The following is a 21,198-nucleotide window of genomic DNA, read 5'->3' as shown; positions in this document are numbered from 1 at the left end:
TCTGTATGACAAAAGGATTACTTGCCAGATGCTTATTTATTGGTATAAGATAACCAACTCTTTCGCCATCATCATTGAGTATTTGTATTCTCATCTTCGAGAAGCTAGTGTGGTCACTTGACTTGAGATCATGAATGAGATTCCTAATGCAGTTTGTATTCATTTTGTTTCAAGTATGCAGTAAACTATTCTCTAGATTACCCAGAAAAGGATGTATTCTTTATAAGAGTGCAAATAAACATACTTTCTTCATTGCTAAGTTGGTAGTGAGAAGGAAGATTTAGTGCATGTAGATGAATGCTTTCTGAAAGGTAAGGCTTATCTAAGGCTTTACGGCCTCCGGTTGATGTTGAGCTAAGAGGCCAGAAAAACACCCTAGCATCCACCCCATTTGATTTCAGCTTGCTAATCAACTTATTGCGATTAAAAGAAACTTTTTCGTTAACCACAAATGTTGGCATCCAGTACCCATTCGTACAGCCTCTAGGCTCATGATTCATTTGAACTGGGAGATCCTTAAGATAGTTCTGATACATCGAAAAGATTTTACGTTTCATATGTATAAGAATCTCGATGCGTTGCATTTGAGCATAGCCAATTGCAGCTTGGATATTACTCATTTTGTACTTAAAGCCGACCATGTCAGGCCAAAATTGCTTAGTCTGCCCGCGAGCTCTTCCATGATTAGAAAGCGTTAGAACATGTTCATATAGTTCCGGATCATTGGTGACAAACATCCCGCCTTCACCAGTTGTAATGGTCTTGGTACCATGAGATGAGAATGCTCCGAAGCGACCCATGCTACCTGCCCGCTTACCGTGATAGACCGACCCAATTGCCTCGGCTGCATCTTCAATAACAGGAATGCTGTATCGCTCTCCGATTGCCAGCAAAGCATCCATCTCACAAAGATTTCCATATAAATGCACTGCTATGATTGCCTTTGTCTTAGGTGTAATAGCAGCTTGAACTTGCTCAGGATCTAAACACCAACTATCCGGCAAAATATCCACAAAGACTGGTATAGCCCCGAGATGAATAATTGGAGCTGCAGTAGCTATCCAATTCGTATCGGCCAGTATCACCTCATCACCAGGACCAATCCCTAAAGCATGCATACCCATGTGCAAAGCACCAGTACAGCTACTGGTTGCAATGGCATATTGCACACCTAGGTGTTGTTTAAATGCTTCTTCAAAGCGGATGATGTAGTCATAGCAATGTTCACCCCAGCCGTTTCGGGCTGCATCAGTTGCATATTGAATCTCCAGCTCAGTAATTGAAGGCTTGGTGTAAGGAATTTTCCGATAGGATTGCTTAGCCATAAATTATTGAGAACTCCAAGTCTTTAATTCAGGAATTGCCGTGACCAATGGATATTCAGGTAACTGTTTTCTAATTTCATGAACAAGATTCCATGGCAATACCAACAGCCAATCAACCTGTTGTTTGATAAGTTCCTCTGGACTGATGACGGGAATATGGCTACCTGGTAGAAATTTTCCTTGCTTACTCATCGCTCGATCCGCTACAGCAGGTAGTAAATCTACTTTGACTCCTGCATAGTTCAGCAAGGTATTTCCTTTAGCTGCAGCGCCATAGCCTAAAACAAATTTTCCATTTTGCTTTTCCTGTAGTAAAAAACCTAACAAATCGTCTTTTGCAGCCTCTGCCCGCTTCTGAAAATCAGTATAGGTCTCAATCTGCTCGAGCTGGCTTATTGCCTCAATTGCCAGTAATTCCTCAACAGATCTGCTGGGTTCTGTGGTTCCTTGATGGACCAACCAAACTCGTAAACTCCCTCCATGTGTTGCTAGCTGCTCTACATCTGCAATCACTAGGCCTACAAGATTAGCAATCTGCTGCACAACCTTTAGGCTTAGGTAGCTGTAATGCTCGTGATAGATCGTGTCAAACTGATTACCTTCCAACAGCCTCAGCAAGTGTGGAAACTCCAGCGAAGCCCGGCCTTGAGGTTTTAGCAGCTTTGCAATCCCCGCCATAAAGTCATTAATGTCGGGCACATGCGCCAAGACGTTGTTAGCTACTACCAAATCGGCCCCGCCACTCACCGGAGCGCCTTCGGCAGTGAGTTCCTCGGCCAGTGCTGTTCCAAAGAAGCGCTCAATCGTTTCAATCCCCCGATTGCGAGCAGCATTGGCAGTTGCTTGCGTTGGTTCAATACCCAAGCAAGGAATCCCCCGCTGCTGCACATACTGCAGTAGGTAGCCATCATTACTGGCTATCTCCACTACCAAACTCTTGGGTCCTAGCTCTAGTTGCTCAACTGCTTGCTCCACAAACCGCTGAGCATGGGCACACCAGCTCTCAGACGTACTCGAAAAATAGGCATAGTCAGCTGTAAAGAGTTCCTCAGCCGCCGCATGCGCCGGTAACTGTACAAGCCAACAGTCCGTACAAACATAGACCTTGAGCGGATAGGTCAGCTCGGGCAACAACAACTGCTCTGCCGTTAGGTAAGCATTGCTGGGTGGTTGGTGCCCCAGATCGATCACCTCTTGCTGGAGGAGCGATCCACAGTGGCGGCAGGAATGACTCATAATCCCGAGAGAAACGGTAAAGCGCGATCGCGATCGCTTAGTTCAGACATCGGCAGCGGCCAAGCGATCGCCAGTTGAGGATCGTCCCAACGAATGCCCGTCTCGGCTTCTGGTACCCAAGTCCCAGAATGCAGATAGAGTAATTCGCTATTGGCTTCGAGCACCTGGAAACCATGAGCACAGCCTTCAGGAATCAGTAGTGCATTAGCTTGCTCAGGAGATAGTTCTACTGCTTGCCATTGGCCATAGGTTGCAGAATCCTGCCGCAGATCAACTGCAACATCCCACACCCGTCCTCGTAGACAACGAACGAGCTTTGCTTCACTGTGAGGTGCTGCTTGCAAATGTAGCCCCCGAATCGCTCCAACTCTGTCAGTTCGGCTCAGATTCACTTGGGCAATCCTGCGGTCTCCCCAAGCTTCTGCAAACGCAGGCTCTTGTTCCCGAAAAGCATTGAGAAAAGCACCTCGATGATCCTGAAAAGGCTGACTAATGAGTTCCAGCACGCCTGCGATCGCCGTTGCTCGTAACTCAGTTGGCATCAGCCGTTCTATCCCAAGAGTCAGACGCCAACAGGCAACTGTGACTTTACTGGCTCAGCTAGCAAACGAGCGATCGCAACAGGATCTTGAATATCAAGACACAGTAGCGTTGACCCAATAAACTCCAGCTGGTATCCATCCCCCTCTACCACTAAATCGGGGATGCCTCTCAAACTAGGATGTCGGAATAAAATCGCTCCACTCTCTGCATCAATCAAGCGCTCCATTCCCTTGATCTGTTCTGTCAGCTGTTGAGAAAAATCCATCGACCACCTCCACGACGATTGGTTACTGCGCGCTCGTCTGTCGGGTACGTTGTCACGACTTTGGCTCTATCTTCACTCAGAATCACAATCCAAGGTCGCTCTTCCCATCGAACCACTAATCCGACGGCACCACTCGTTAAATCTTGAAAGACTTCACCGGCTGGGAGCGCCGCTAACCAACTCTGAAAACGATCACCCTGAATGCCATAGGTCTCTAATTTATCGATTGCATGGCGAGTGAGCTCCATCAGTATCACTGCCCGTAAGTAGCAAGGTCCTCAAGACAAGCCTCCAATGCTGAGCCTCCTGTCATCATGACCGGTCGATACCAATGGATCGTTCTGCTGACGGTTGTTTCAAAATCCCAGCGAGGCTGCCAGCCCAGGAGCTGACGTGCTTGGTCACTGACGAGATGCAATAGCCCAGCCTCGTGCGGAGCTGTTGGATCGGATTGGTCGAACCACTGTCCCGGCCAATGCTGAAGCACTGTCGTAATCAGCTCTTTCACAGAACGATTGGACTCTATTGCTGGGCCAAAGTTAAAAGCTCGCGCAAACGGATTCACCGTTTTCTCCGCAGACTGCTGATGTCCAAGCAGTCGCTGCGCCAACAGTAGATATCCTCCTAGCGGTTCCAAAACATGCTGCCAAGGTCGAGTTGAGTGGGAATTACGAACAGCAATAGCAGCACCGGCTGATAGAGACCGAACCGCATCTGGCACGATGCGATCGACTGCCCAGTCTCCCCCGCCAATCACATTGCCTGCCCGCGCCGTCGCGATCGCTAAATACGGCGTTTGATGAGCCGCATCCCCACAAAAGCTCGATCGCCAACTAGCCACGGCTAACTCCATCGCTGCTTTGCTGGCACTGTAGGGATCATGCCCTCCTAAGCAATCAGTCTCCCGATAGCCGTAGACCCACTCACGATTTTCGTAAACCTTATCTGTTGTCACCATCACCATGGCGCAAGGGTGCTGCAAACTTTTTAGGGCTTCGAGCAGTTGCAGGCTACCGAGAACATTCGTTTGCCAAGTTCCCAAGGGATCGGCATAGCTTCGACGGACTAAAGGTTGAGCCGCTAGGTGAAACACCACCTCAGGTTGTGCTTGTTCTACCCACTGCCTCAGAGCTTCAGCATCATTCATCTCTCCGAGCCGATACTGAAAGTAACCCCAACCCGCTTGCCGCTGGTTCGCCAAGTCCAAGGCTGTAAACAGCGATCGCTCGGATTCTGGAGGTAGGGCATACCCCCAAACATCAGCCCCTTGCATCAATAACCAAAGCGTTAGCCAGCTTCCCTTAAAGCCCGTATGCCCTGTGATCAGCACTTGGCGATCGCGCCAAAAGCTAGAGTTCATTCCCAAAGCTTCCAGGGGGCCTGATTATTAGCCCATAGCTCCTCTAAACGAGTCCGGTCTCTCAAGGTATCCATTGGCTGCCAAAAACCTCGGTGCCGATAAGCAGAGAGCTGACCAGCAGCAGCAAGTTGAGGCAAAATTTCTCCCTCCCAGCTACAGCTATCGTCTGCAATCAAGTCCAAAACATTGGGTTCAAGTACGAAGAAGCCACCATTAATCCAAGCGTTATCACCCTCAGGTTTCTCTTGGAACTGCAATACCGTATCACCTTCCAGACTCAGGGCACCGTAACGGCCAGGAGGCTGGACAGCAGTTAGTGTTGCCTGACATTCTGCCTTTTGATGGTGTTGAACAAGTGCATGAATATTGACATCTGCAACACCATCTCCATAGGTAAAACAGAAGGTTTCGTCATTTAGATAATGGCGAACTCGGCCTAACCGCCCTCCTGTCTGACTCATCTCGCCAGTATCTACAAGCGTAACTTTCCACGGCTCGCTTTTTCGGTGATGAACTTCCATATGGTTATCAATATCCATATGAAATGTTACATCACTGGTATACAAAAAATAGTTGGCAAAATAATCTTTAATTAAATAGCCCTTATAACCACAGCAAATAATAAATTCCTGAATGCCAAAATGACTATAGATTTTAAGGATATGCCAAAGAATTGGTTTGCCACCAACTTCTACCATTGGCTTAGGTCTTAGGTGAGTCTCTTCACTTAGTCTTGTACCAAGACCACCTGCCAAAATTACAGCTTTCATTCCAACAAGTGATGATTAACAGCCTAGTTAATGAGCTTAACAAGTATCACATCGACAAGTTTTACACAAACCTATCTGACGTAATAGCTTTGTTAAATAACATTAACTTTGCAACCTAAGACAGTATTTGGAATCACCTTTTAATCGCTGCTTCTCTCTTTAAGGCTAGTTAGTTGCTCTCGCACCATATCCACTCACCCTAAAAAATCACTCTGCTACTTCCGAACATTGTCCAACGACCCTTAAACATGACCCAGCTATACCCAAACGATACCCGGCCACACCAATTCAAAGAAAACCTAAAGCTTTAGCTTCATCAACCTCAATACCCATCGCCTCTGTTATCCCAGATGTAGTTCGCGGCAACTTCCCATAGCCTAGTTGTACACAGTCGAAGTAATTCTATGTATGTCCCCAGCATCCCCTCTCACTCCAGAGAAACCCGACCGACTACGTGAGCTTTGCATGGAACTGCAAACCGTCTTCGAACCTCTACTCAGCCTGACGCTTAAGCAACGCCAACGCTGCACCAAACAAAGCAGCAAAAGCTAAGGCTTCGTTACCTGCACCGCTACATTGTTGTAAACCAACCTCGTTTGGTTCCCTAGCAGTCTCGACACCAGTCGCATCCTCGCCGACTATGTCGTCAGCGATCGCCTCAGTGACTCTGACTCCTACCTTCTCCTCAACAACAGCATCATGAGCGCCGCCCTCGATATCTACAGACTGCTCAAAGCTCTACAGTGTAGCGCTGGCTAAAGGCGCAACATCTACTCTGATCGCCTCAGTGCCTAACGTTCGCTTTTGCGATCGGGCGGTGTTCCGCAGTCGCCAGCCTATTACTGTTAACAGATGCGACAGCAATCCTACTCTTTTTCTAATTGCTCCACTCCGCCTGTTCCTAGATCCCTCACTGCGGCCTAGGTAGTCTCCAGATAGGCTGTCCAGGGTGAAAGCAGGTCTCAGCCATCAGTTTCAGTGGTAACGCGATTGCCCTTGCACTTTACCCCCTCAAACCCAGTCCTAAGCCTGATCCGATCCACGGCGAAGATACTGCTGGAGCACTCTTATCTGAGTATCAGTCGGCCGAGTCGCTCGATGAACTTGCTGTAAATAACTCAGGGCTTCCCAAAATTCCAATCCTCGATGGCGACAGAGATAGGCCAGCGTGATCAAAGGCGATCGCTCAATTGAGGCAATGCAGTGAATGTAGACCGGTGGGCTCGTGAGGATTAACTGATGGAGCTGCTCAACGGCAGTAGTTATTTGCTCAACACTGATCAGCTTGTTGCAATAACTGTCGGGTAAGATGCAGCGCTGCCATTGCCGAATCTGAATCCATTCTGGGATAGGACCTTCTTGGGGAGCGCAAAGGGAAAGAACCGCCTGGATATTCTCCTGCTCAAACTGCGATCGCTGCTGCTCGTGGGGCAATGGGCCGATTGCCAGTCGTCCCGGAATCACCCAGTCAATGGTGAGCTGTGTTGAGGAGGGGGTGCTTGACCGACGAGCTTAACTATCAGGGCAGCGAAGCGATAGCGAGCTGCAGGGGGAATGCCATCCACTAGCTCCGTTACCAAATCCGGCAAAGTCGCAAAGATCGCGTAGAACAGCTTGTCGGTTTTCATGAACTCGGGCTAGACATCGGAAGCAAGCTTGGGATGACTGGCGATCGCGCCATAGCAAAAGTGAGTAGAAATCACTTCCTACTCACTCTTTGTTGAGTTCAATGACGCAAGATTGACTAGCTACCCGCTTTCTTCGGCCCGAGCATCATCATCATGTTGCGGCCTTCTTTCTTCGGTGCTTGCTGGACTTCGCCCAGCTCCTTGAGATCGCTGGCAAGGCGCATCAACAACTGCTGAGCCAAGTCCGTGTGCTGAATTTCACGCCCCCGGAAAGTAATCGTGGCTTTGACTTTGTCGCCGGCTTTGAGGAAGCGCTGAGCCTGATTGACGCGCACTTGATAGTCGTGCTCGTCGATCTTGTAGCGCATCTTCACTTCTTTAACTTCGACGTTATGCTGCTTCTTGCGCGCTTCTCGAGCGCGTTTTTCTTGCTCAAATTTATACTTGCCGTAATCCATAATCCGGCAAACCGGTGGGTCGGCCTTATCACTGACCAGTACTAAATCGAGTTCTTTCTCCTCGGCAATCCGTAGCGCTTCTGCAGGGGTCAAAATTCCGAGTTGGGCCCCATCAGTATCGACGACACGAATTTTCGGGAAGCGAATGCGTTCGTTGATCTGGGGGAGATTGCGAAGGTTGCGAGCGCTGTTCGGTTGGGGAGGTAGAGCCATTCAGAACCGGGAGACGGGAAATGTTGAAAGCAACGCGCGATTCTTCAACAAGGTAAAGAAACGCTCTCCAATTCTACCGAGGAGCGGAAGGAACGTCAGAAACATTGCGGAAGAATTCATAGAGCGCGTCGCCGCTGCCAAGTGAGCCAACCCGCAGCCCCCCAACCAGCGAGAGGCACGAGGATTAAGGAAAGCCAAGTCACCAGCGTGGCCCGCCAGCCCGTCAGCAGCAGACGGCGATCGCGACTTTGGCGCGGACGAATGCTCAAGGTTTCGGCTTGACGATCGCTCAACCAGCCGACGCTATTCAGGAAGACATCGCCATTGAGCTGCTGATTGAATAGGCGATCTTGCAAGAATTGACTGCTGCCAAAAACCACAATCCGCGCCTCTTGATTGCCTGTCTTGCGACTAGCAGCCGCAGCAAGGGCAAGCGGTCCCCGGAGATCACGGGCCGGATCAAAGCCGACGGTGTCGCTCAAATCCGCCTCTGCCCAACTGCGATCGTTGCTAATCAGCAGCGGATCGACTTGGATCTCGGGTTTTTCTGCAATCAAAATCGCGCCTGCTTTGGGGAAGAAAGAAACGCCATTGCCAAAAGCTTGGGTGATTGGATGGTTGCCATAGCGATCGACCAAGGGTGCTTCGGGACCAAATCCGGCGATCGCACCTGAACTGCTGTCGATTACCGATCGCGGATCGAGCGTCAGTCCCCAGGGTTGGAGTAGCGGTGCTAGACCGTTATCGGGGCCAGGCGGTGCAAACACAGCTAACCGCCCGCCGCGATCGATGTAGCGTTGCAGACTAGCGACTTCGGTCGCGAGTAAGGGCCGCTCTGGTGCGACGATTGCCACCAACGCTGCATCCTCAGGAATCTCAGTCTGTCCTGTAGCGAGCTGACTGGCGAGGTTGAGCGGGCGCACGGTGTAGCCGCGATCGCTCAAAGCTTGCTTGGCAGCAGCTAAGGCTTCCGGCGCGGGTTCTCCGTGGCCTTGCAACCAGTAGAGCGGTGTGATTGAGGTTTGCTGGAGGTTCGCGATCGCGGTCGTTAGACGAGCTTCACTCAGAGGCGTAACTGCTTGATTGACCAGAAACTGACGGCGATCGCCCTGCTCCAGAATCAAGTCACCTTCATCTTTGACCCCCAACCGCTGAGCCAAATCGGGTCGTTGCTGGCGATCGACCCGTTCAAATTTCAGTTGTGGACTTTGGCGCTGGTAGAGCTGGACCAGCTTTTGAAGACTCGGATCGGGTTGTGCTGAGAAGAACCAGAGCGTCAGTGGTTGCTGCAGTTGCGAGACAACTTGCTGGGATTCTGGCGCCAAGCTGTTGAGCTGCGCTTCAGTCAAATCAAGGCGGCGATCCCAACGTACGGCCCCCCAATTGAGCAGGATGAGCAGCAGTAGGATCAAGGCCGTGGTGCCCGCTGCGGTTGCCCCCGATCGCAGACTGCGTTGCTGCCAATTCAGGCTGAAAAGCCAGCTAGACAGGGCGATCGCGCTGCCAAGCAGAAAAAGGGCGATCGCGCCGGGCTGCACGCCGCGGATGAAAGCAAAGCCAAGAGCCGCCACAGCTAGCCCAATCCCCAGTCCCGGCCCCCAGTGCCGTAGGCGGCGACCCCAAAGTTGCATGGATTTAACCTCGCCGCACGCGCAACAGTTCCACGGATTGAGCTGTTAGGAACAAGCCCAAGCCGATCGCGCTGGCAAAGAGAATGACGCTGGCGCTACTCACCTGCCCTTCCACCCACTGGCTGTATTGCTGCAACAGTGACAGATGACGACTGATATCCCCGATCGCGCCACTCACGCTGCCGCCCAAGCTATCCAGGGCCCAGAGCGCCAGCACCAGCAGGAAGCTCAAAATGGCAGCCAAAACCGTGCTGTCGGTCAACGAGGACAGGAACATGCCTAAGGACAGAACAGCCGCCGCGAGGAGTAGTAAGCCGACATAGCCCGAGAGGAAGATCCAAGGCGAAAGCGCCGGGCTAGAGGATCCAAGGGCGATCGCTTCGTAGAGGGCGATTGGTAGCAGGAGGCCCACAACGGCCGTCAACACTGCTAGGAGCTTGGCGATCGCCACCGTCCAATTCCGCACGGGAGCCGTCAGTAGCAATTCCAAGGTGGTGCGTTTGCGTTCCTCGGTGTAGAGCCCCATCGACAGCATCGGCAGCAGCAACAGCAGCAGAAAGCCCAGCACTCCCATGAAGTTCTGAATCAGCAGATAAGGGGCATCGATCGGCTGGGTGATAGTGGCACCGCCCTGTTGGTCAAAAGCAGCGAGCTGACTGAGCAGGCTCTGCAGTTGCACGTTGAAGAAAAAACCTGCCAGCAGCCAAAAAGCGCCGGCAATGCCATAAAAAAACGGCGATCCAAAATAACTGCGTAGCTCTCGTTCGTAGAGAACGACGCCGGCGCGATCGCGCAGCAGATGAAGGCGTTGCATGCTGTTATTCTGCCGGTTCCTCGGACGGGTTCAGCGGGACTGGGGCAGTCAGCCGCAGGAAAATCTCTTCCAGACTGGGGCGATCGCGCCGCAGTTCCCAGAGTTGCCCACCCTGCTGCTGGATGGTGGCTGCGATCGCTGCGCCAATCTCTTGGTCGGCCTGACTGGTGAGGCTAATAATCCAGCGATCGCCAGTTTGGGCTTGCATCTGGACTGACTGCACCCCATCCAGACTTTGTAAAACTGCCAAGGGATTGCGATCGCCACTGACTTCAAGGCGATAGTGCCAGCCGCCTTGCTGTAGCAGCTCCCGTGTTGCCGTGGTTGTCACTAGGCGCCCTTGGTTGAGGATGACGACGCGATCGCTCACTTGACTGACTTCAGACAGGATATGGCTCGAGAAAATCACGGTCTTCTCGCCCGCCAAACTGCGAATCAGCGATCGCACCTCTTGCAACTGGCGGGGGTCGAGGCCAACAGTTGGTTCATCTAGCAAAATCACCGGCGGATCATGGACGATCGCCTGAGCCAAGCCCACCCGTTGCCGATAGCCCTTGGAGAGCTTGCGAATCGGCGTTTGAGCGCGATCGTTGAGACCACAGCGCTGCAGGGTCTCGGCTAACCGTTGCGGGCGATCGCCGGCTACCACACCCTTGAGTCGCGCCACAAAGCTAAGGTAAGCCTGCACTGTCATCTCAGGGTAGAGCGGCGGAATTTCCGGCAGGTAGCCGATCCGTTGCCGTACTGCCTGCGCTTGTCGATGCACGTCCCAGCCGGCAATGCGGGCTGTGCCTCGGCTGGCGGGTTGTGCTGCCGCCAAAATGCGTAGCGTAGTCGTCTTACCTGCGCCATTCGGGCCTAAAAAACCCAAGATTTCGCCCGCTTCAACCCGAAAAGTAAGGTCTTGGATGGCAGCGCGGGCACCATACTGCTGAGTCAGTTGTTCGACTTCAATCATGCCTAGGACGCTGGGGATCGGTCTGCCAGTCAGCACTGAGCCCCTGACGCTGGCCAGTGTAGCGCTGTGAAGTCCCCTCTCAGGCAGCTGAACGCGCACCGATCACCGCCAATTGCTGGCGGGGGCAGGTTGACATGTCGCAGGAACAGGAATGCCGCTTCGTGGAACGGGTGCTCAATGCCCGCCTGCGACAAGTGGGGCAACAGATTAGCGCAGCTGAGGTGGAGTCGTTGCTCGCCCTCAGCGAAATCCAGCGGCTGATTCAGATGGGCTATCAGTTCTGCGATCGCCTGCAACAATTTGCCAGCAGTCAGCAGCGACCGCCCCTCGATTGTTTGGGGGAAGTAGCACTCTCCTGCGGGATGCCCGCCGATCTAGGCATCGCCGCCTACGAAACACTGACTGCCCCGCGCCCTCACTCAATTCCCTGAGGCTAGGGATTCAAGCGCTGCCGCCGCCAGTCTGATTCGTGCTGCCAGTAAGACCAGCGTTCTTGGGGGTCGGGTGCCAGTTGCAAATGATCGACCGCGATCGGGCGAATTACCAGCAAGACAAAGTTCTCTGGCAGCTGATCGAGATCCTCAACTTCAGAGGCGATCGCGGCTTCTTCCCACACAGCTCCAGGTTGTGGCCAGTAGAGCTGCTGTCGCGCTGCCAGACTCAAACGCTGCCAGAGTTGCTGTCGGGCGGCTTGCAAATCGCCTGAATCTGCGGCAGTCACAGCGGCGATCTCACCTTGAATTCGAAATTGCTCGCGGGTCTTGGCGAAGTACCAGCAGATCTCACAGCCCGCTGCTAACTGCATCAGCTTGGCCGATCGCGCATCGGTGAACAGCTGCAGCCGATTTGGCTCCAGAAATCCCCGAAAGACCACGGTGCGGTTGGCAGCTTTGCCCTCAGTTGTCACAGTGGCTAGCTGAAAGTAGCGGCTTTGGGGCTGAGCCCGATTGCGATGCAACGCCCGCGCCAGGGGCGATCGCCAAGGAGCCAGCATGCTAGGACTGGACGGCTGCGATCGCCAGATCCTTCAGAGCCGTGATCACCCGAGCCTGATCATCCTCGTTGAGTTCCGGGAACATCGGCAGCGACAGGACTTCTTGGGCGGCACGCTCGGCTTCAGGGAAGTCGCCAGTCTTGTAGCCTAACTGGCTGTAGGCCTGCTGCAGATGCACAGGCACGGGGTAGTAGATCATCGAGCCAATGCCTTGGGCTTGCAGTTGTTGTTGCAGCCAGTCGCGGCAAAGTCCTTGGCGATCGCAGGGATGACTGACACAGCGGCTGCGATCGCCACAGGCCTGCACCCGCACCGTGTATTGGTGCCAGACATGGACGGCATCGGCGTGCACGCTGGGGGCGACCAGACCGGGAATCGCGGCGATCGCTTCGCCATAGCGCTGCGCGATCGCTTGGCGCTGCTGATTCCACTCATCCAAGTAGCGCAGCTTAATCGAGAGAATCACCGCCTGCAGCGCATCCAAACGGCTATTCAGGCCGATCTCATCGTGGTAGTAGCGCACCCGCATGCCATGCTGACGCAGCGATCGCAGGCGATCGGCCACTTCAGGATTCTTGGTTGTGACGAGGCCGCCATCGCCGCAGGCCCCCAAATTTTTGGTCGGATAGAAGCTAAAGCAGCCACAGTCGCCAAAGCTGCCAACCGGCTGACCCTGCCAAGTTGCTCCCGTCGCTTGGGCACAATCCTCAATCACGCGCAGATTGTGGGCTCGGGCAATCGCCATAATCTCCGACATCGCCGCCGGATGGCCGAACAGATGAACGGGAATAATCGCCTTGGTGCGCGGGGTAATCGCTGCTTCGATCTGGCGATAGTCGAGGTTGAAGAACTGGGGTTCGATGTCGACTAGGACGGGTGTGGCCCCCGCCAAACTAATCGCTTCTGCAGAGGCAAAAAAGGTAAACGGCGAAGTGATGACTTCGTCCCCAGGCCCGATGTCTAATGCCCGCAGTGCTAGATGCAGCGCATCGGTGCCCGAATTGCAGCCCACGGCTTCCGTCACACCCATGGCCGCTGCAAAAGCCGCTTCAAAGTCCGCAACAGTCTGTCCGCCGATGTAGCCCCCCGAGGCTAAGACCTTGGCTGTCGCAGTTTCTAGCTCAGCACCGATACGGCGGTACTGCTCAGTCAGATTAAAGGCGGGGATAGACGTCACCGGACACTCTGAAGAAGAGCACATTGCTTTCCATTGACCTACGCCTTGCCGCTGAGATCAAGGCTTGGTGGTAATCACAAGTCGGCAAAGATGGGCCGCTGCGTCGCTAGAGGGAACGAAATCAGGCTTGTCGAGCGGATTGATCGACTGAAGACGGCTGCGATCGCCCAGAGTTCCAGCCAGCTAGAGCGTCAGAAACGCGCGTGACGACGGGGCGGCAGCGGCAAATTCAGTTGCTGATGAAAGTCTTCTTGAACGCGGTGCGTCAAGCGGCGTGAGGTCTGGCGCACAATTTGCCGCAACAGATGGTCACCGGTGCTGTGCACCAGCTTCTGGGGCAGCACGTGGATAAAGCGCGGCAGGCGAATCCCCACGGTCAGCAGTAGATCCCAAGCCACTGCGGTCGCTTCGGTGACGGGTGCTTCGGTTTCGTGGGTGAGGCGATCGAGGCTGAGCGAGGCCTGAAAATCGACTTGATAGCCTTGGGACTCATAGCCCGGTACCGGCACAGTGCAAATCCGGTAGACCCCTTGATCAGCGGGTAATAGCTCAAGGCCAATCTGCGGCTCGACCTCAAAGCCCAGAGATCCATAGCGCCCCAACACGATCGCGTAGGCATCCTTGCCGATCGAGGTAGTGGCCATCGGTTCGGCGCAGCGCCGGAACCATTCCTCGTGGCGATCGAGATAGTGAGCGACGACCTCTGCCGGAGCGTACATCTCCATCTCGTCCTGAAACCGACTGCTAAAGCAGATCAGTTCGGGATCGGTACTAAAGGCGGGGGTGGAGTCGAGAGTCACGATCGCGCGGCGACACAGCAGCAAGACAAAAGCAGAGACTGTCACTCACTCTAGGCAAGAGCTGGCAGCAGGGGAAGCCAAAAGCTAGGACCGCTGCAGATCAAAGAGTCGCTCAATCACGTCCTCCACCACTTTGTCGGGGGTTGAAGCCCCGGAGGTGATGCCAATGGTCAGCGGGCCCGCCGGTAGCCAGGGCTCTGTCGTGGTCAGGTCCGTGTGGAGCGGTTTGTGCTCGATCCGGTTGCCGGGGCCAATCCGTTCTGCCGCGTCGATATGGAAGGAGGGAATCTGGCGCTCGATCGCAATTTCTTGCAAGTGAGTGGTGTTGGAGGAGTTAAAGCCACCGATCACCACGATCAAATCCAGCGGTTCCTCAACCAGTTGGAACATCGCGTCTTGGCGCTCTTGGGTGGCATCGCAGATGGTGTTGAAGGCCAAAAAGTGATCGTTGAGCGCTTGGGGGCCGTACTTCTTCAGCAGCGTCCGTTCAAATAGTTTGCCGATTGCTTCGGTTTCGCTCTTCAACATCGTTGTCTGGTTGGCAATGCCGATCCGCTCCAGATCGCGATCGGGGTCAAAACCGGCCGAGCAAGCCTTGCCAAAGCGCGTCATAAACTCGTCGCGATCGCCACCGTTAAGGATGTAGTCGCAGACGTACTGCGCTTGCTCCAGATTCAGCACAACCAGATAAGTTTCGGCAAAGGAGCTGGTGGCGACCGTCTCTTCGTGGTTGTACTTGCCGTGAATGATTGAAGTGTGAGCACCGCGCTTATGTTTTTCGACGGTGTTCCAGACCTTGGAAACCCAAGGGCAGGTGGTGTCGACGATATGGCAGCCTTTCTCATCGAGCAGCTGCATTTCCTGCACGCTGGCCCCAAAGGCCGGCAGAATCACGACATCACCGCGATCGACGACGGAAAAATCCTTCTCGCCCCGCTCACAGGGAATAAACTCGACGCTCATCTCGCGTAGATGCTGGTTGACCGAGGGATTGTGGATGATCTCGTTGGTAATCCAGATCCGCTCTTGGGGAAAGTGCTGACGCGTTTCGTAGGCGATCGCGACGGCTCGCTCTACGCCCCAGCAAAAGCCAAAAGCTTCGGCGAGGCGAATGGTGATTTCGCCACGCTGCAGACGGTAGCCATTCTGGCGCAAGCTTTGAATCAAGTCGCTTTGATAGGCCGACTCAAGAGCGCCCGAGACATCGGTGGTTTTGCCAAAGCCTTTGCGGTTATAGCGATCGGACTGGTGCAAGGCCCGCTTAAAAGCTTTTGTGTCCATCGATGATGCTGCAGAGACGCTTTTTCAGATTAGCGGCTTCGCTCGATCGCCCGCAGCTTTTCGAAGCCGCGATCGCCAATTGCAACCATTGGGAAGATGGGCCAATCGTCTAACGGGAAAGGCAAGGGACTTCCGTCCGTGTCATGCCTGACCCCGCTTCGATGATCGCTTCGACTTGAAACCAGTACTGAAAGAGGGGGTTGTTCGTGCAGATCATCTTCAGTTCGCTGCTGCGAGCTTGGAGCTGCGGAAAGATCAGTCGCAGCAAAGTCTGAAGAACTTTGCGGGCTGGGGTGTGGCCTGTCAGTTCGAGCGGGGCTGCTTGGGTTGCCGTCGCCTGGGTGGAGATCACAACCGTTCCGTAATTCAAGCTCCGGAGGTGAATCTGCAGCATGGGTCTGTTCGGAGGAGTCAGTGGGTCACTACAGGGGTTACGGACCAACAGCGCGATTGGATGCATCATTCCGAAAATTTCGATGCTGCGCGGGATCGTTGCCTTGGATCCACCAGTTTCCACGACGCAAAATCGGCTCTGATATGCTGGCGTCAAATCCTGCCGTGCACCGTTGCGTCCTGTTGTGGCTATAGCCCTTTCCGAATTTGTTCAACGCCGTGAACAACTCCTCAGCAAAATCGGGTCTGGAGTAGCGGTTTTCCGCAGTGCTCCCCATGCCGTGATGCACAACGATGTGGAGTATCGCTATCGCCAAGACAGCGACTTCTACTACCTCACCGGACTGGATGAGCCCGAATCGATCGCGGTGTTGGCGCCCAACCATGAGCACAAATTTGTGCTGTTCGTGCGGCCCCGAGACCCCGCTCAAGAAACCTGGGTTGGTTACCGGCTCGGTGTTGAAGGAGCAAAGGAAAAGCTGGGGGCTGACGCGGTCTTTTCGATCGCGGATCTCGACAAAGAACTGCCCAAGCTGCTCGAAACCGGCGATCGTCTCTACTACCACCTCGGTCGCGATCGCGCTTTCAACGAACGAATGCTGCAGTTCTACCAGCAGCAACTAGCGCTCTATCCGCGGCGGGGCTACGGCCCTACAGGGATCGCAGATCCGGGGCCGCTGCTGCATGGGTTGCGCCAAGTCAAAAGTCCGGCGGAAGTTGAGCAACTGCGTCAGGCGATCGCGATCGCCGTTGAAGCTCACGATCGGGCACGGGCGATCGCCGCACCGGGCGTCTGGGAATACGAAGTGGAAGCTGCGATCGAAGGCTGCTTCCGGCAGCGGGGTGCCCAGGGGGCAGCCTATCCCTCGATTGTGGCGACGGGTGCCAATGCCTGCATCCTCCACTACATCGACAACAACCAACAGCTGCAGGATGGTGATCTGCTGCTGATCGATGCGGGTTGCAGCACCGGCTATTACAACTCCGATTTGACCCGGACGTTTCCTGTCAATGGCCGCTTTAGCGACGAACAACGGGCCCTCTACGCGATCGTATTGGAGGCCCAGAAACAGGCGATCGCGGCAGTCCAAGTGGGTGCCCCTTACGGCAACTTCCACGAGGCTGCCGTGCGCACCTTAATCGAGGGCCTTTTGGATCTGGGGTTACTCCAAGGCGATCCGGCAGAACTCTACGAAACGGGAGCCTATCGCCCCTTTTACATGCATCGCACCGGACACTGGCTGGGTTTGGATGTCCATGATGTCGGCACCTACCAGTACCGCGACAGCTGGACAACCTTGGCCCCGGGGCATGTCGTGACGGTTGAACCGGGACTGTACATCTCACCGACGATCGCGGTGGCGGAAGGTCAACCCGAGGTGCCGGAGCGCTGGCGGGGTATTGGCATTCGTATTGAAGACGATGTGCTCGTTCAGGCTGATGGCCCTGAGGTTTTGAGTGCTGCCTTGGTTAAAGAGATCGCTGACTTGGAGTCCTAGGGATGCGACTTTCGCCCTTCACGGCTGGCCTGCTGACGCTGGGCCTGGGGCTGAGCTACAGTGCTGCAGCCCTAGCGCAAACGCTCCGCGCCCTGACGACGGATAACTATCCGCCCTTTGAGTTTCGCATCGAAGAAACTACCGATCGCCCTGGGGTATACGGCTTTGATATTGAACTCGCCGAAACGATCGCCCGCAATCTAGGGTTAAAAATTCAGTTTCAGGTGGGTTCCTTCGAACAGCTCTTGCCGAATTTGATGGCTGGACAGGGCGATCTAGCGATCGCGGCGATTTCAATTACCCCTGAGCGAGCCCAGCGGGTAGACTTCTCGGAACCCTATTTCGAAGCCCAAGACAGCTTAGTGACGCTTAATTCGCGATTGCTGCCGGCCGATCAAAATCTGTCTGGATTGAGACTGGGCTATCTCCAAGGGACGGTCCAGGCCCAACGGGCAGCCCAGCTCAAAACTCGTTATCCAACTTTGCAAACTAAAAGTTATGTTGATGTCACGGCTTTGTTAAAAGCATTAACAACACGTGAAGTTGATATCGCCCTTGTGGAATCTGTGGTTGCAGCAATTTTCGCCCAAGATAATGCTCAGCTTGTTGTTCAAAAACTGAATGGTGCAACGCAAGAACGCTACGCGATCGCCTTTCCCAAAGGGTCGCCCTACCGTGATCGATTCAATCGTGAAATCCGTCGCTTAAGAGACAGTGGTGAGTTAACTTTAATGCTAAGGCGCTGGTTTGCTGCCCAACAATAACGTTCCTAGTTGCAGGCTTGCCATAAATGGTTCTATTCTGCTTAGGCTGAGAGAAGTTACTTCTGAGACTAAGCAATGGCCCCTACCGAGTTTGAAGCTGAAGCAGCGCAACGGGCACTGCGTCTTGCCCATCTGCTGCAACAGCTTCGCGCCGCTGCTTATCAGCAAGCAACTGAGATCACAGGTCTCTCGATTGGCAGCCTTTCAAAACGGAAACTATCTCAGTTGTTAGGTGTTTCACCGACCCTGATTAATAAGTACGAGAATGCAGAAATTGATCCTTGGGATATTCGCTGGAGTCTGATTCGGCAGATTGCTCATCTGTGTGGCTTGTCGCTGGATGATTTCGATCAAGCCTTGGTGGGTGAAGAGAACCAGAGCGATGTAACTCAGCCCTCGGAGTTGATCGAGGATTTGCAACTTCAGCTTCAGAAGTTGGCTAGCGCCCTCGAAGGTCAACATGTTTCTGTGCGATCGGTGCAGCCTGAGCAGCCAATTTCTTGGTTTGGCCGCTATCTTCGTACCTTGGTTGCCGATGAAGTCCGCGAGTCGGGCAAAACTGAGCAGGCGTTGCACCGTCAGTTGATCGCTGCTTTTCCCTCTTTAAACCCGGCAATTACTGATCGTTTTCAGGCGGTGTTGCAGGGAGAATCCGAGCTGACAGCGGCGGAGATTGAAGTGATGGCAGCCCCGATCGCGGCGGCCCTGTCGGTGGTCATTGCCGTACCGGTGACCGCTAGTCAGTTGCGATCGCTGCTGCCCTAGTCGCCGCTGATATGGACAATCACTTGGCGGCTGTGGGGGCGATCGCGATGCTCCCAGAGATAGACAGCTTGCCAAGTGCCCAATCCCAAGCGACCTTCGACGATCGGAATTTGCTCAGAGGTGCGAGTTAGTACAGTGCGAATGTGGGCCGGCATATCATCAGGGCCTTCGGCGCTGTGGGCATAGGCGCGGAAGCGACGACTTCCGCCCAACGATTCGTAGCCCGCTTCAGGAACTAGCGCTTCGAAGTAGCCGGCCAGATCGTGCAGTACATCGGGGTCAGCGTTTTCTTGAATGATCAGGCTGGCTGAAGTGTGCCGAGTAAAGAGATGACAGAGGCCCGTCTGAATCCGAGACTCGCGCACGATGCGAGCGATCGCCCCAGTGATATTGAGGAAGCCTTGGCCTTGGCTCTGAAGCTGCAGAATTTGCTGATACTGTGCCATGAAAGTTGCAGACGACAACCACGATCGGGCTGAGCTCTGAGCGATCGCTGACGATGGGCTCAGACTGGAGCGATCTAGAAAGGAATATCGTCGTAGTCTACGTCGGGTGCTGCAGTTGGGGTCACAACTGGACTCGCTTTGACGGGCGCTGAAGCAGCAGCGCTGCGGCCATAGCTCACCTCTGACTCCTCTTGAGCCAGAATGCCGGTGGCGCTATCGAGAGTGAGATGGTGCACCCGAGTCACTGTCAATTCTGTCTGCTTCTCGCGATTGCCGTCGGGTTTGAGCAAGGAGTTGATCCGCAAGCGCCCTTCGAGCACGACTTCGTCATTGAGCCGACAGCGATCTTGCAGCTCTTGCGCCACCGCACCCCAACCGACAACTTTCAGCCGAGCGGGGGCATCTTTGCTGCTAAGCCCCGGAAACTGCACGACCATTTCTGCAACGGGGGTCTGATTATCTTGGGTGTAGCGCAGTTGCGGGGCTTCCACCACGGTGGCTTGCAAAATGCAGCTGTTCATTTTCAGAGAACCGAGCGATCGCTGCTGCCATTGTCTCGCCTTCTGCCGAGGAATGCCACCGCCCTAGGCGCTGCGTAGCGCCACGATCGGGTCGAGACGTGCGGCTTGGCGGGCTGGCACGACGCCGAAGAACAGGCCGATACCGCTGGAAATCGTGACGGTGATCGCGATCGCCACGGGAGAAACGCCGGCTTTGAGCGGGGTAAGTAGGGCGATCGCAGTGACGCCAGTAATGCCCAACCCAGTGCCGATCGCACCGCCTAGCAGGGCCAAAATCACGGCCTCGATCATGAACTGATTGAGGATGTCTTTTTGGGTCGCCCCGATCGCTTTGCGCAGGCCAATTTCTTGGGTGCGCTCCGAGACGGAGACCAGCATGATGTTCATGATGCCGATGCCGCCGACCAACAGGGAAATACCGGCGATCGCAGACAGCATCAGGGTGAGGCCATTGGTGACGGTGCCCACAATCGTCAAGACATCCTTTTGCGATCGCACCTCAAAATCATCCTCGCGGATAATCCGGTGCCGCTGCCGTAGCAGGTTGGTGATTTGAAACTGTGCCGCATCAATGCTGTTGGCATCCTTGGCCGCGACGGAGATAAAGCTGACTTCAATGCCGTAGGGCGAAGTGGTGCCGAGAATGCGACTGGAAACCGTGGTCAAGGGCAAGTAGACCGCATCATCTTGGTTATTGCCCAAAAAGCTACCCTTGGGTTCCATCACGCCAATGACGCGGAAGGAGGCTCCCTTGATGCGGATGCTGGCCCCGACGGGATTTTGGACGCCAAACAGCTTTATCGCTAGGTCGCTCCCCAGAACGGCGACCTGTTCCGCCCGACTGAGATCGAGATCACTAAAGAAGCGGCCCCGCGCCACGCTAAAACTCCGCACCGTCAAGAAGCTAGGCGTCACGCCAAAGACTTGGGTGGTGCTCGATTCGCCTTGGTAGGTCACCAACTGGCGGGTACTGACTTGGGGGGCGACTTCGCCGGCGGTTGGTACTTGAGTCGCGATCGCCACGGCATCAGCCAAAACCAAGGTTTTGGGAATATCCAAGCCGCCGCGCCGCGTATCTTGGTTGCCCGGCACGATGAACAGTACATTCGGCCCCAAGGACTCGAATTGCTCTGATGCTAGGCGTTGTGCCCCTTGCCCAACACCCACCATCGTGATCACCGAGGCGTTGCCGATGATGATGCCCAGCATGGTCAGAGCGCTGCGCAGCCGATTGGCTCGCAGAGTTTTGACCGCCATTGAGAGGCTTTCAGACCAATCGACGCTCATAGGATCCCAGTTGGAGGGCTGCGGTCTCAGCTCGAAGCCAGAGCCACCTTGGTCGGTCGACTCGGGGCTG

The 21,198-nt window shown here is 54.4% G+C and carries 24 protein-coding genes; 4 read left to right on the top strand and 20 right to left on the bottom strand.

Annotated elements, in window-relative coordinates; translation table 11 throughout:
* Nucleotides 1-197 precede the first annotated feature (197 nt).
* From SYC_RS07670 to SYC_RS07615, 12 genes are all read right to left on the bottom strand, one after another.
* Nucleotides 198-1,325 (bottom strand): DegT/DnrJ/EryC1/StrS family aminotransferase, encoded by a 1,128-nt coding sequence (locus SYC_RS07670; protein ID WP_011243756.1) that lies wholly within the window; start codon nucleotides 1,323-1,325, stop codon nucleotides 198-200.
* A 3-nt stretch (nucleotides 1,326-1,328) separates the two neighbouring features.
* Nucleotides 1,329-2,516, bottom strand: a complete 1,188-nt coding sequence (locus SYC_RS07665; protein ID WP_231621369.1) for a class I SAM-dependent methyltransferase — start codon at nucleotides 2,514-2,516, stop codon at nucleotides 1,329-1,331.
* 41 nt (nucleotides 2,517-2,557) lie between these two features.
* Nucleotides 2,558-3,103 carry a dTDP-4-dehydrorhamnose 3,5-epimerase gene (rfbC, locus tag SYC_RS07660; RefSeq protein WP_011243754.1) on the bottom strand — a complete coding sequence of 182 codons (546 nt, stop codon included), beginning with the start codon at nucleotides 3,101-3,103 and terminating at the stop codon, nucleotides 2,558-2,560.
* Between the two features lie 20 nt (nucleotides 3,104-3,123).
* The gene (locus SYC_RS07655) at nucleotides 3,124-3,369 is read right to left on the bottom strand and encodes a hypothetical protein (protein WP_011377423.1); all 246 of its coding nucleotides are present in this window, start codon (nucleotides 3,367-3,369) and stop codon (nucleotides 3,124-3,126) included.
* Between the two features lie 253 nt (nucleotides 3,370-3,622).
* Nucleotides 3,623-4,729 (bottom strand): CDP-glucose 4,6-dehydratase, encoded by a 1,107-nt coding sequence (gene rfbG, locus SYC_RS07645; RefSeq protein ID WP_011243753.1) that lies wholly within the window; start codon nucleotides 4,727-4,729, stop codon nucleotides 3,623-3,625.
* Nucleotides 4,726-5,499: a glucose-1-phosphate cytidylyltransferase gene (gene rfbF / locus SYC_RS07640; RefSeq protein WP_011243752.1), complete on the bottom strand. Its 774-nt coding sequence runs from the start codon at nucleotides 5,497-5,499 to the stop codon at nucleotides 4,726-4,728. The genes rfbG and rfbF overlap by 4 nt, the downstream gene beginning before the upstream one ends.
* Before the next feature lie 1,023 nt (nucleotides 5,500-6,522).
* Entirely contained in the window at nucleotides 6,523-6,963 is a 441-nt protein-coding gene (locus SYC_RS07635) for a protein-tyrosine phosphatase family protein (RefSeq protein ID WP_011243751.1), read from the bottom strand.
* On the bottom strand, nucleotides 6,960-7,127 hold the full coding sequence (locus tag SYC_RS13595; RefSeq protein ID WP_011377426.1) for a DUF2887 domain-containing protein: 168 nt from the start codon (nucleotides 7,125-7,127) through the stop codon (nucleotides 6,960-6,962). Before SYC_RS13595 ends, SYC_RS07635 begins: the two co-directional genes overlap by 4 nt.
* A 116-nt stretch (nucleotides 7,128-7,243) precedes the next feature.
* The gene (gene infC / locus SYC_RS07630) at nucleotides 7,244-7,798 is read right to left on the bottom strand and encodes a translation initiation factor IF-3 (protein ID WP_011243750.1); all 555 of its coding nucleotides are present in this window, start codon (nucleotides 7,796-7,798) and stop codon (nucleotides 7,244-7,246) included.
* Nucleotides 7,799-7,914: 116 nt separating this feature from the next.
* Nucleotides 7,915-9,429 carry a GldG family protein gene (locus SYC_RS07625; protein ID WP_011243749.1) on the bottom strand — a complete coding sequence of 505 codons (1,515 nt, stop codon included), beginning with the start codon at nucleotides 9,427-9,429 and terminating at the stop codon, nucleotides 7,915-7,917.
* A 4-nt stretch (nucleotides 9,430-9,433) separates the two neighbouring features.
* The gene (locus SYC_RS07620; protein WP_011243748.1) at nucleotides 9,434-10,243 is read right to left on the bottom strand and encodes an ABC transporter permease; all 810 of its coding nucleotides are present in this window, start codon (nucleotides 10,241-10,243) and stop codon (nucleotides 9,434-9,436) included.
* A 4-nt stretch (nucleotides 10,244-10,247) separates the two neighbouring features.
* Nucleotides 10,248-11,201 (bottom strand): ABC transporter ATP-binding protein, encoded by a 954-nt coding sequence (locus SYC_RS07615; RefSeq protein WP_011243747.1) that lies wholly within the window; start codon nucleotides 11,199-11,201, stop codon nucleotides 10,248-10,250.
* 134 nt (nucleotides 11,202-11,335) lie between these two features.
* On the opposite strand from SYC_RS07615, the gene SYC_RS07610 reads away from it, so the two are divergent.
* Nucleotides 11,336-11,632: a hypothetical protein gene (locus SYC_RS07610; protein ID WP_011377428.1), complete on the top strand. Its 297-nt coding sequence runs from the start codon at nucleotides 11,336-11,338 to the stop codon at nucleotides 11,630-11,632.
* Nucleotides 11,633-11,634: 2 nt separating this feature from the next.
* On the opposite strand, the gene SYC_RS07605 is transcribed toward SYC_RS07610, so the two are convergent.
* From SYC_RS07605 to SYC_RS07585, 5 genes are all read right to left on the bottom strand, one after another.
* The gene (locus SYC_RS07605; protein ID WP_011243746.1) at nucleotides 11,635-12,195 is read right to left on the bottom strand and encodes an Npun_F5749 family FMN-dependent PPOX-type flavoprotein; all 561 of its coding nucleotides are present in this window, start codon (nucleotides 12,193-12,195) and stop codon (nucleotides 11,635-11,637) included.
* Between the two features lies 1 nt (nucleotide 12,196).
* Entirely contained in the window at nucleotides 12,197-13,396 is a 1,200-nt protein-coding gene (locus tag SYC_RS07600) for a DegT/DnrJ/EryC1/StrS family aminotransferase (protein ID WP_011243745.1), read from the bottom strand.
* A gap of 167 nt (nucleotides 13,397-13,563) precedes the next feature.
* Nucleotides 13,564-14,217, bottom strand: a complete 654-nt coding sequence (locus SYC_RS07595) for a DUF1997 domain-containing protein (RefSeq protein WP_011243744.1) — start codon at nucleotides 14,215-14,217, stop codon at nucleotides 13,564-13,566.
* 39 nt (nucleotides 14,218-14,256) lie between these two features.
* The gene (locus SYC_RS07590; RefSeq protein WP_011243743.1) at nucleotides 14,257-15,453 is read right to left on the bottom strand and encodes a 4-hydroxy-3-methylbut-2-enyl diphosphate reductase; all 1,197 of its coding nucleotides are present in this window, start codon (nucleotides 15,451-15,453) and stop codon (nucleotides 14,257-14,259) included.
* 109 nt (nucleotides 15,454-15,562) lie between these two features.
* Complete coding sequence (locus SYC_RS07585; RefSeq protein WP_162010025.1) at nucleotides 15,563-15,847, bottom strand: hypothetical protein; 285 nt, start codon at nucleotides 15,845-15,847, stop codon at nucleotides 15,563-15,565.
* Nucleotides 15,848-16,031: 184 nt separating this feature from the next.
* Here SYC_RS07585 and SYC_RS07580 point away from each other — a divergent pair, with 184 nt between their 5' ends.
* The 3 genes from SYC_RS07580 (at nucleotide 16,032) to SYC_RS07570 (ending at nucleotide 18,874) form a co-directional block, all read left to right on the top strand.
* Nucleotides 16,032-17,345: an aminopeptidase P N-terminal domain-containing protein gene (locus SYC_RS07580; RefSeq protein WP_011243741.1), complete on the top strand. Its 1,314-nt coding sequence runs from the start codon at nucleotides 16,032-16,034 to the stop codon at nucleotides 17,343-17,345.
* A gap of 2 nt (nucleotides 17,346-17,347) precedes the next feature.
* Nucleotides 17,348-18,109, top strand: a complete 762-nt coding sequence (locus SYC_RS07575; protein ID WP_011243740.1) for a transporter substrate-binding domain-containing protein — start codon at nucleotides 17,348-17,350, stop codon at nucleotides 18,107-18,109.
* Nucleotides 18,110-18,184: 75 nt separating this feature from the next.
* A complete protein-coding gene (locus tag SYC_RS07570; protein ID WP_011243739.1) occupies nucleotides 18,185-18,874 on the top strand; it encodes a helix-turn-helix domain-containing protein in 690 nt (229 codons plus the stop codon).
* On the opposite strand, the gene SYC_RS07565 is transcribed toward SYC_RS07570, so the two are convergent.
* From SYC_RS07565 to SYC_RS07555, 3 genes are all read right to left on the bottom strand, one after another.
* A complete protein-coding gene (locus SYC_RS07565) occupies nucleotides 18,871-19,320 on the bottom strand; it encodes a secondary thiamine-phosphate synthase enzyme YjbQ (RefSeq protein ID WP_011243738.1) in 450 nt (149 codons plus the stop codon). The genes SYC_RS07570 and SYC_RS07565 overlap by 4 nt on opposite strands.
* Before the next feature lie 74 nt (nucleotides 19,321-19,394).
* Nucleotides 19,395-19,841 (bottom strand): single-stranded DNA-binding protein, encoded by a 447-nt coding sequence (locus tag SYC_RS07560; protein WP_011243737.1) that lies wholly within the window; start codon nucleotides 19,839-19,841, stop codon nucleotides 19,395-19,397.
* A 63-nt stretch (nucleotides 19,842-19,904) separates the two neighbouring features.
* A complete protein-coding gene (locus SYC_RS07555; RefSeq protein WP_011243736.1) occupies nucleotides 19,905-21,128 on the bottom strand; it encodes an ABC transporter permease in 1,224 nt (407 codons plus the stop codon).
* Nucleotides 21,129-21,198: the final 70 nt, after the last annotated feature.

Source organism: Synechococcus elongatus PCC 6301 (assembly GCF_000010065.1).
Classification (GTDB): domain Bacteria; phylum Cyanobacteriota; class Cyanobacteriia; order Synechococcales; family Synechococcaceae; genus Synechococcus; species Synechococcus elongatus.
Note: the sequence above shows the minus strand (reverse complement) of the source record. Positions and strands in the feature narration are given on the sequence as shown.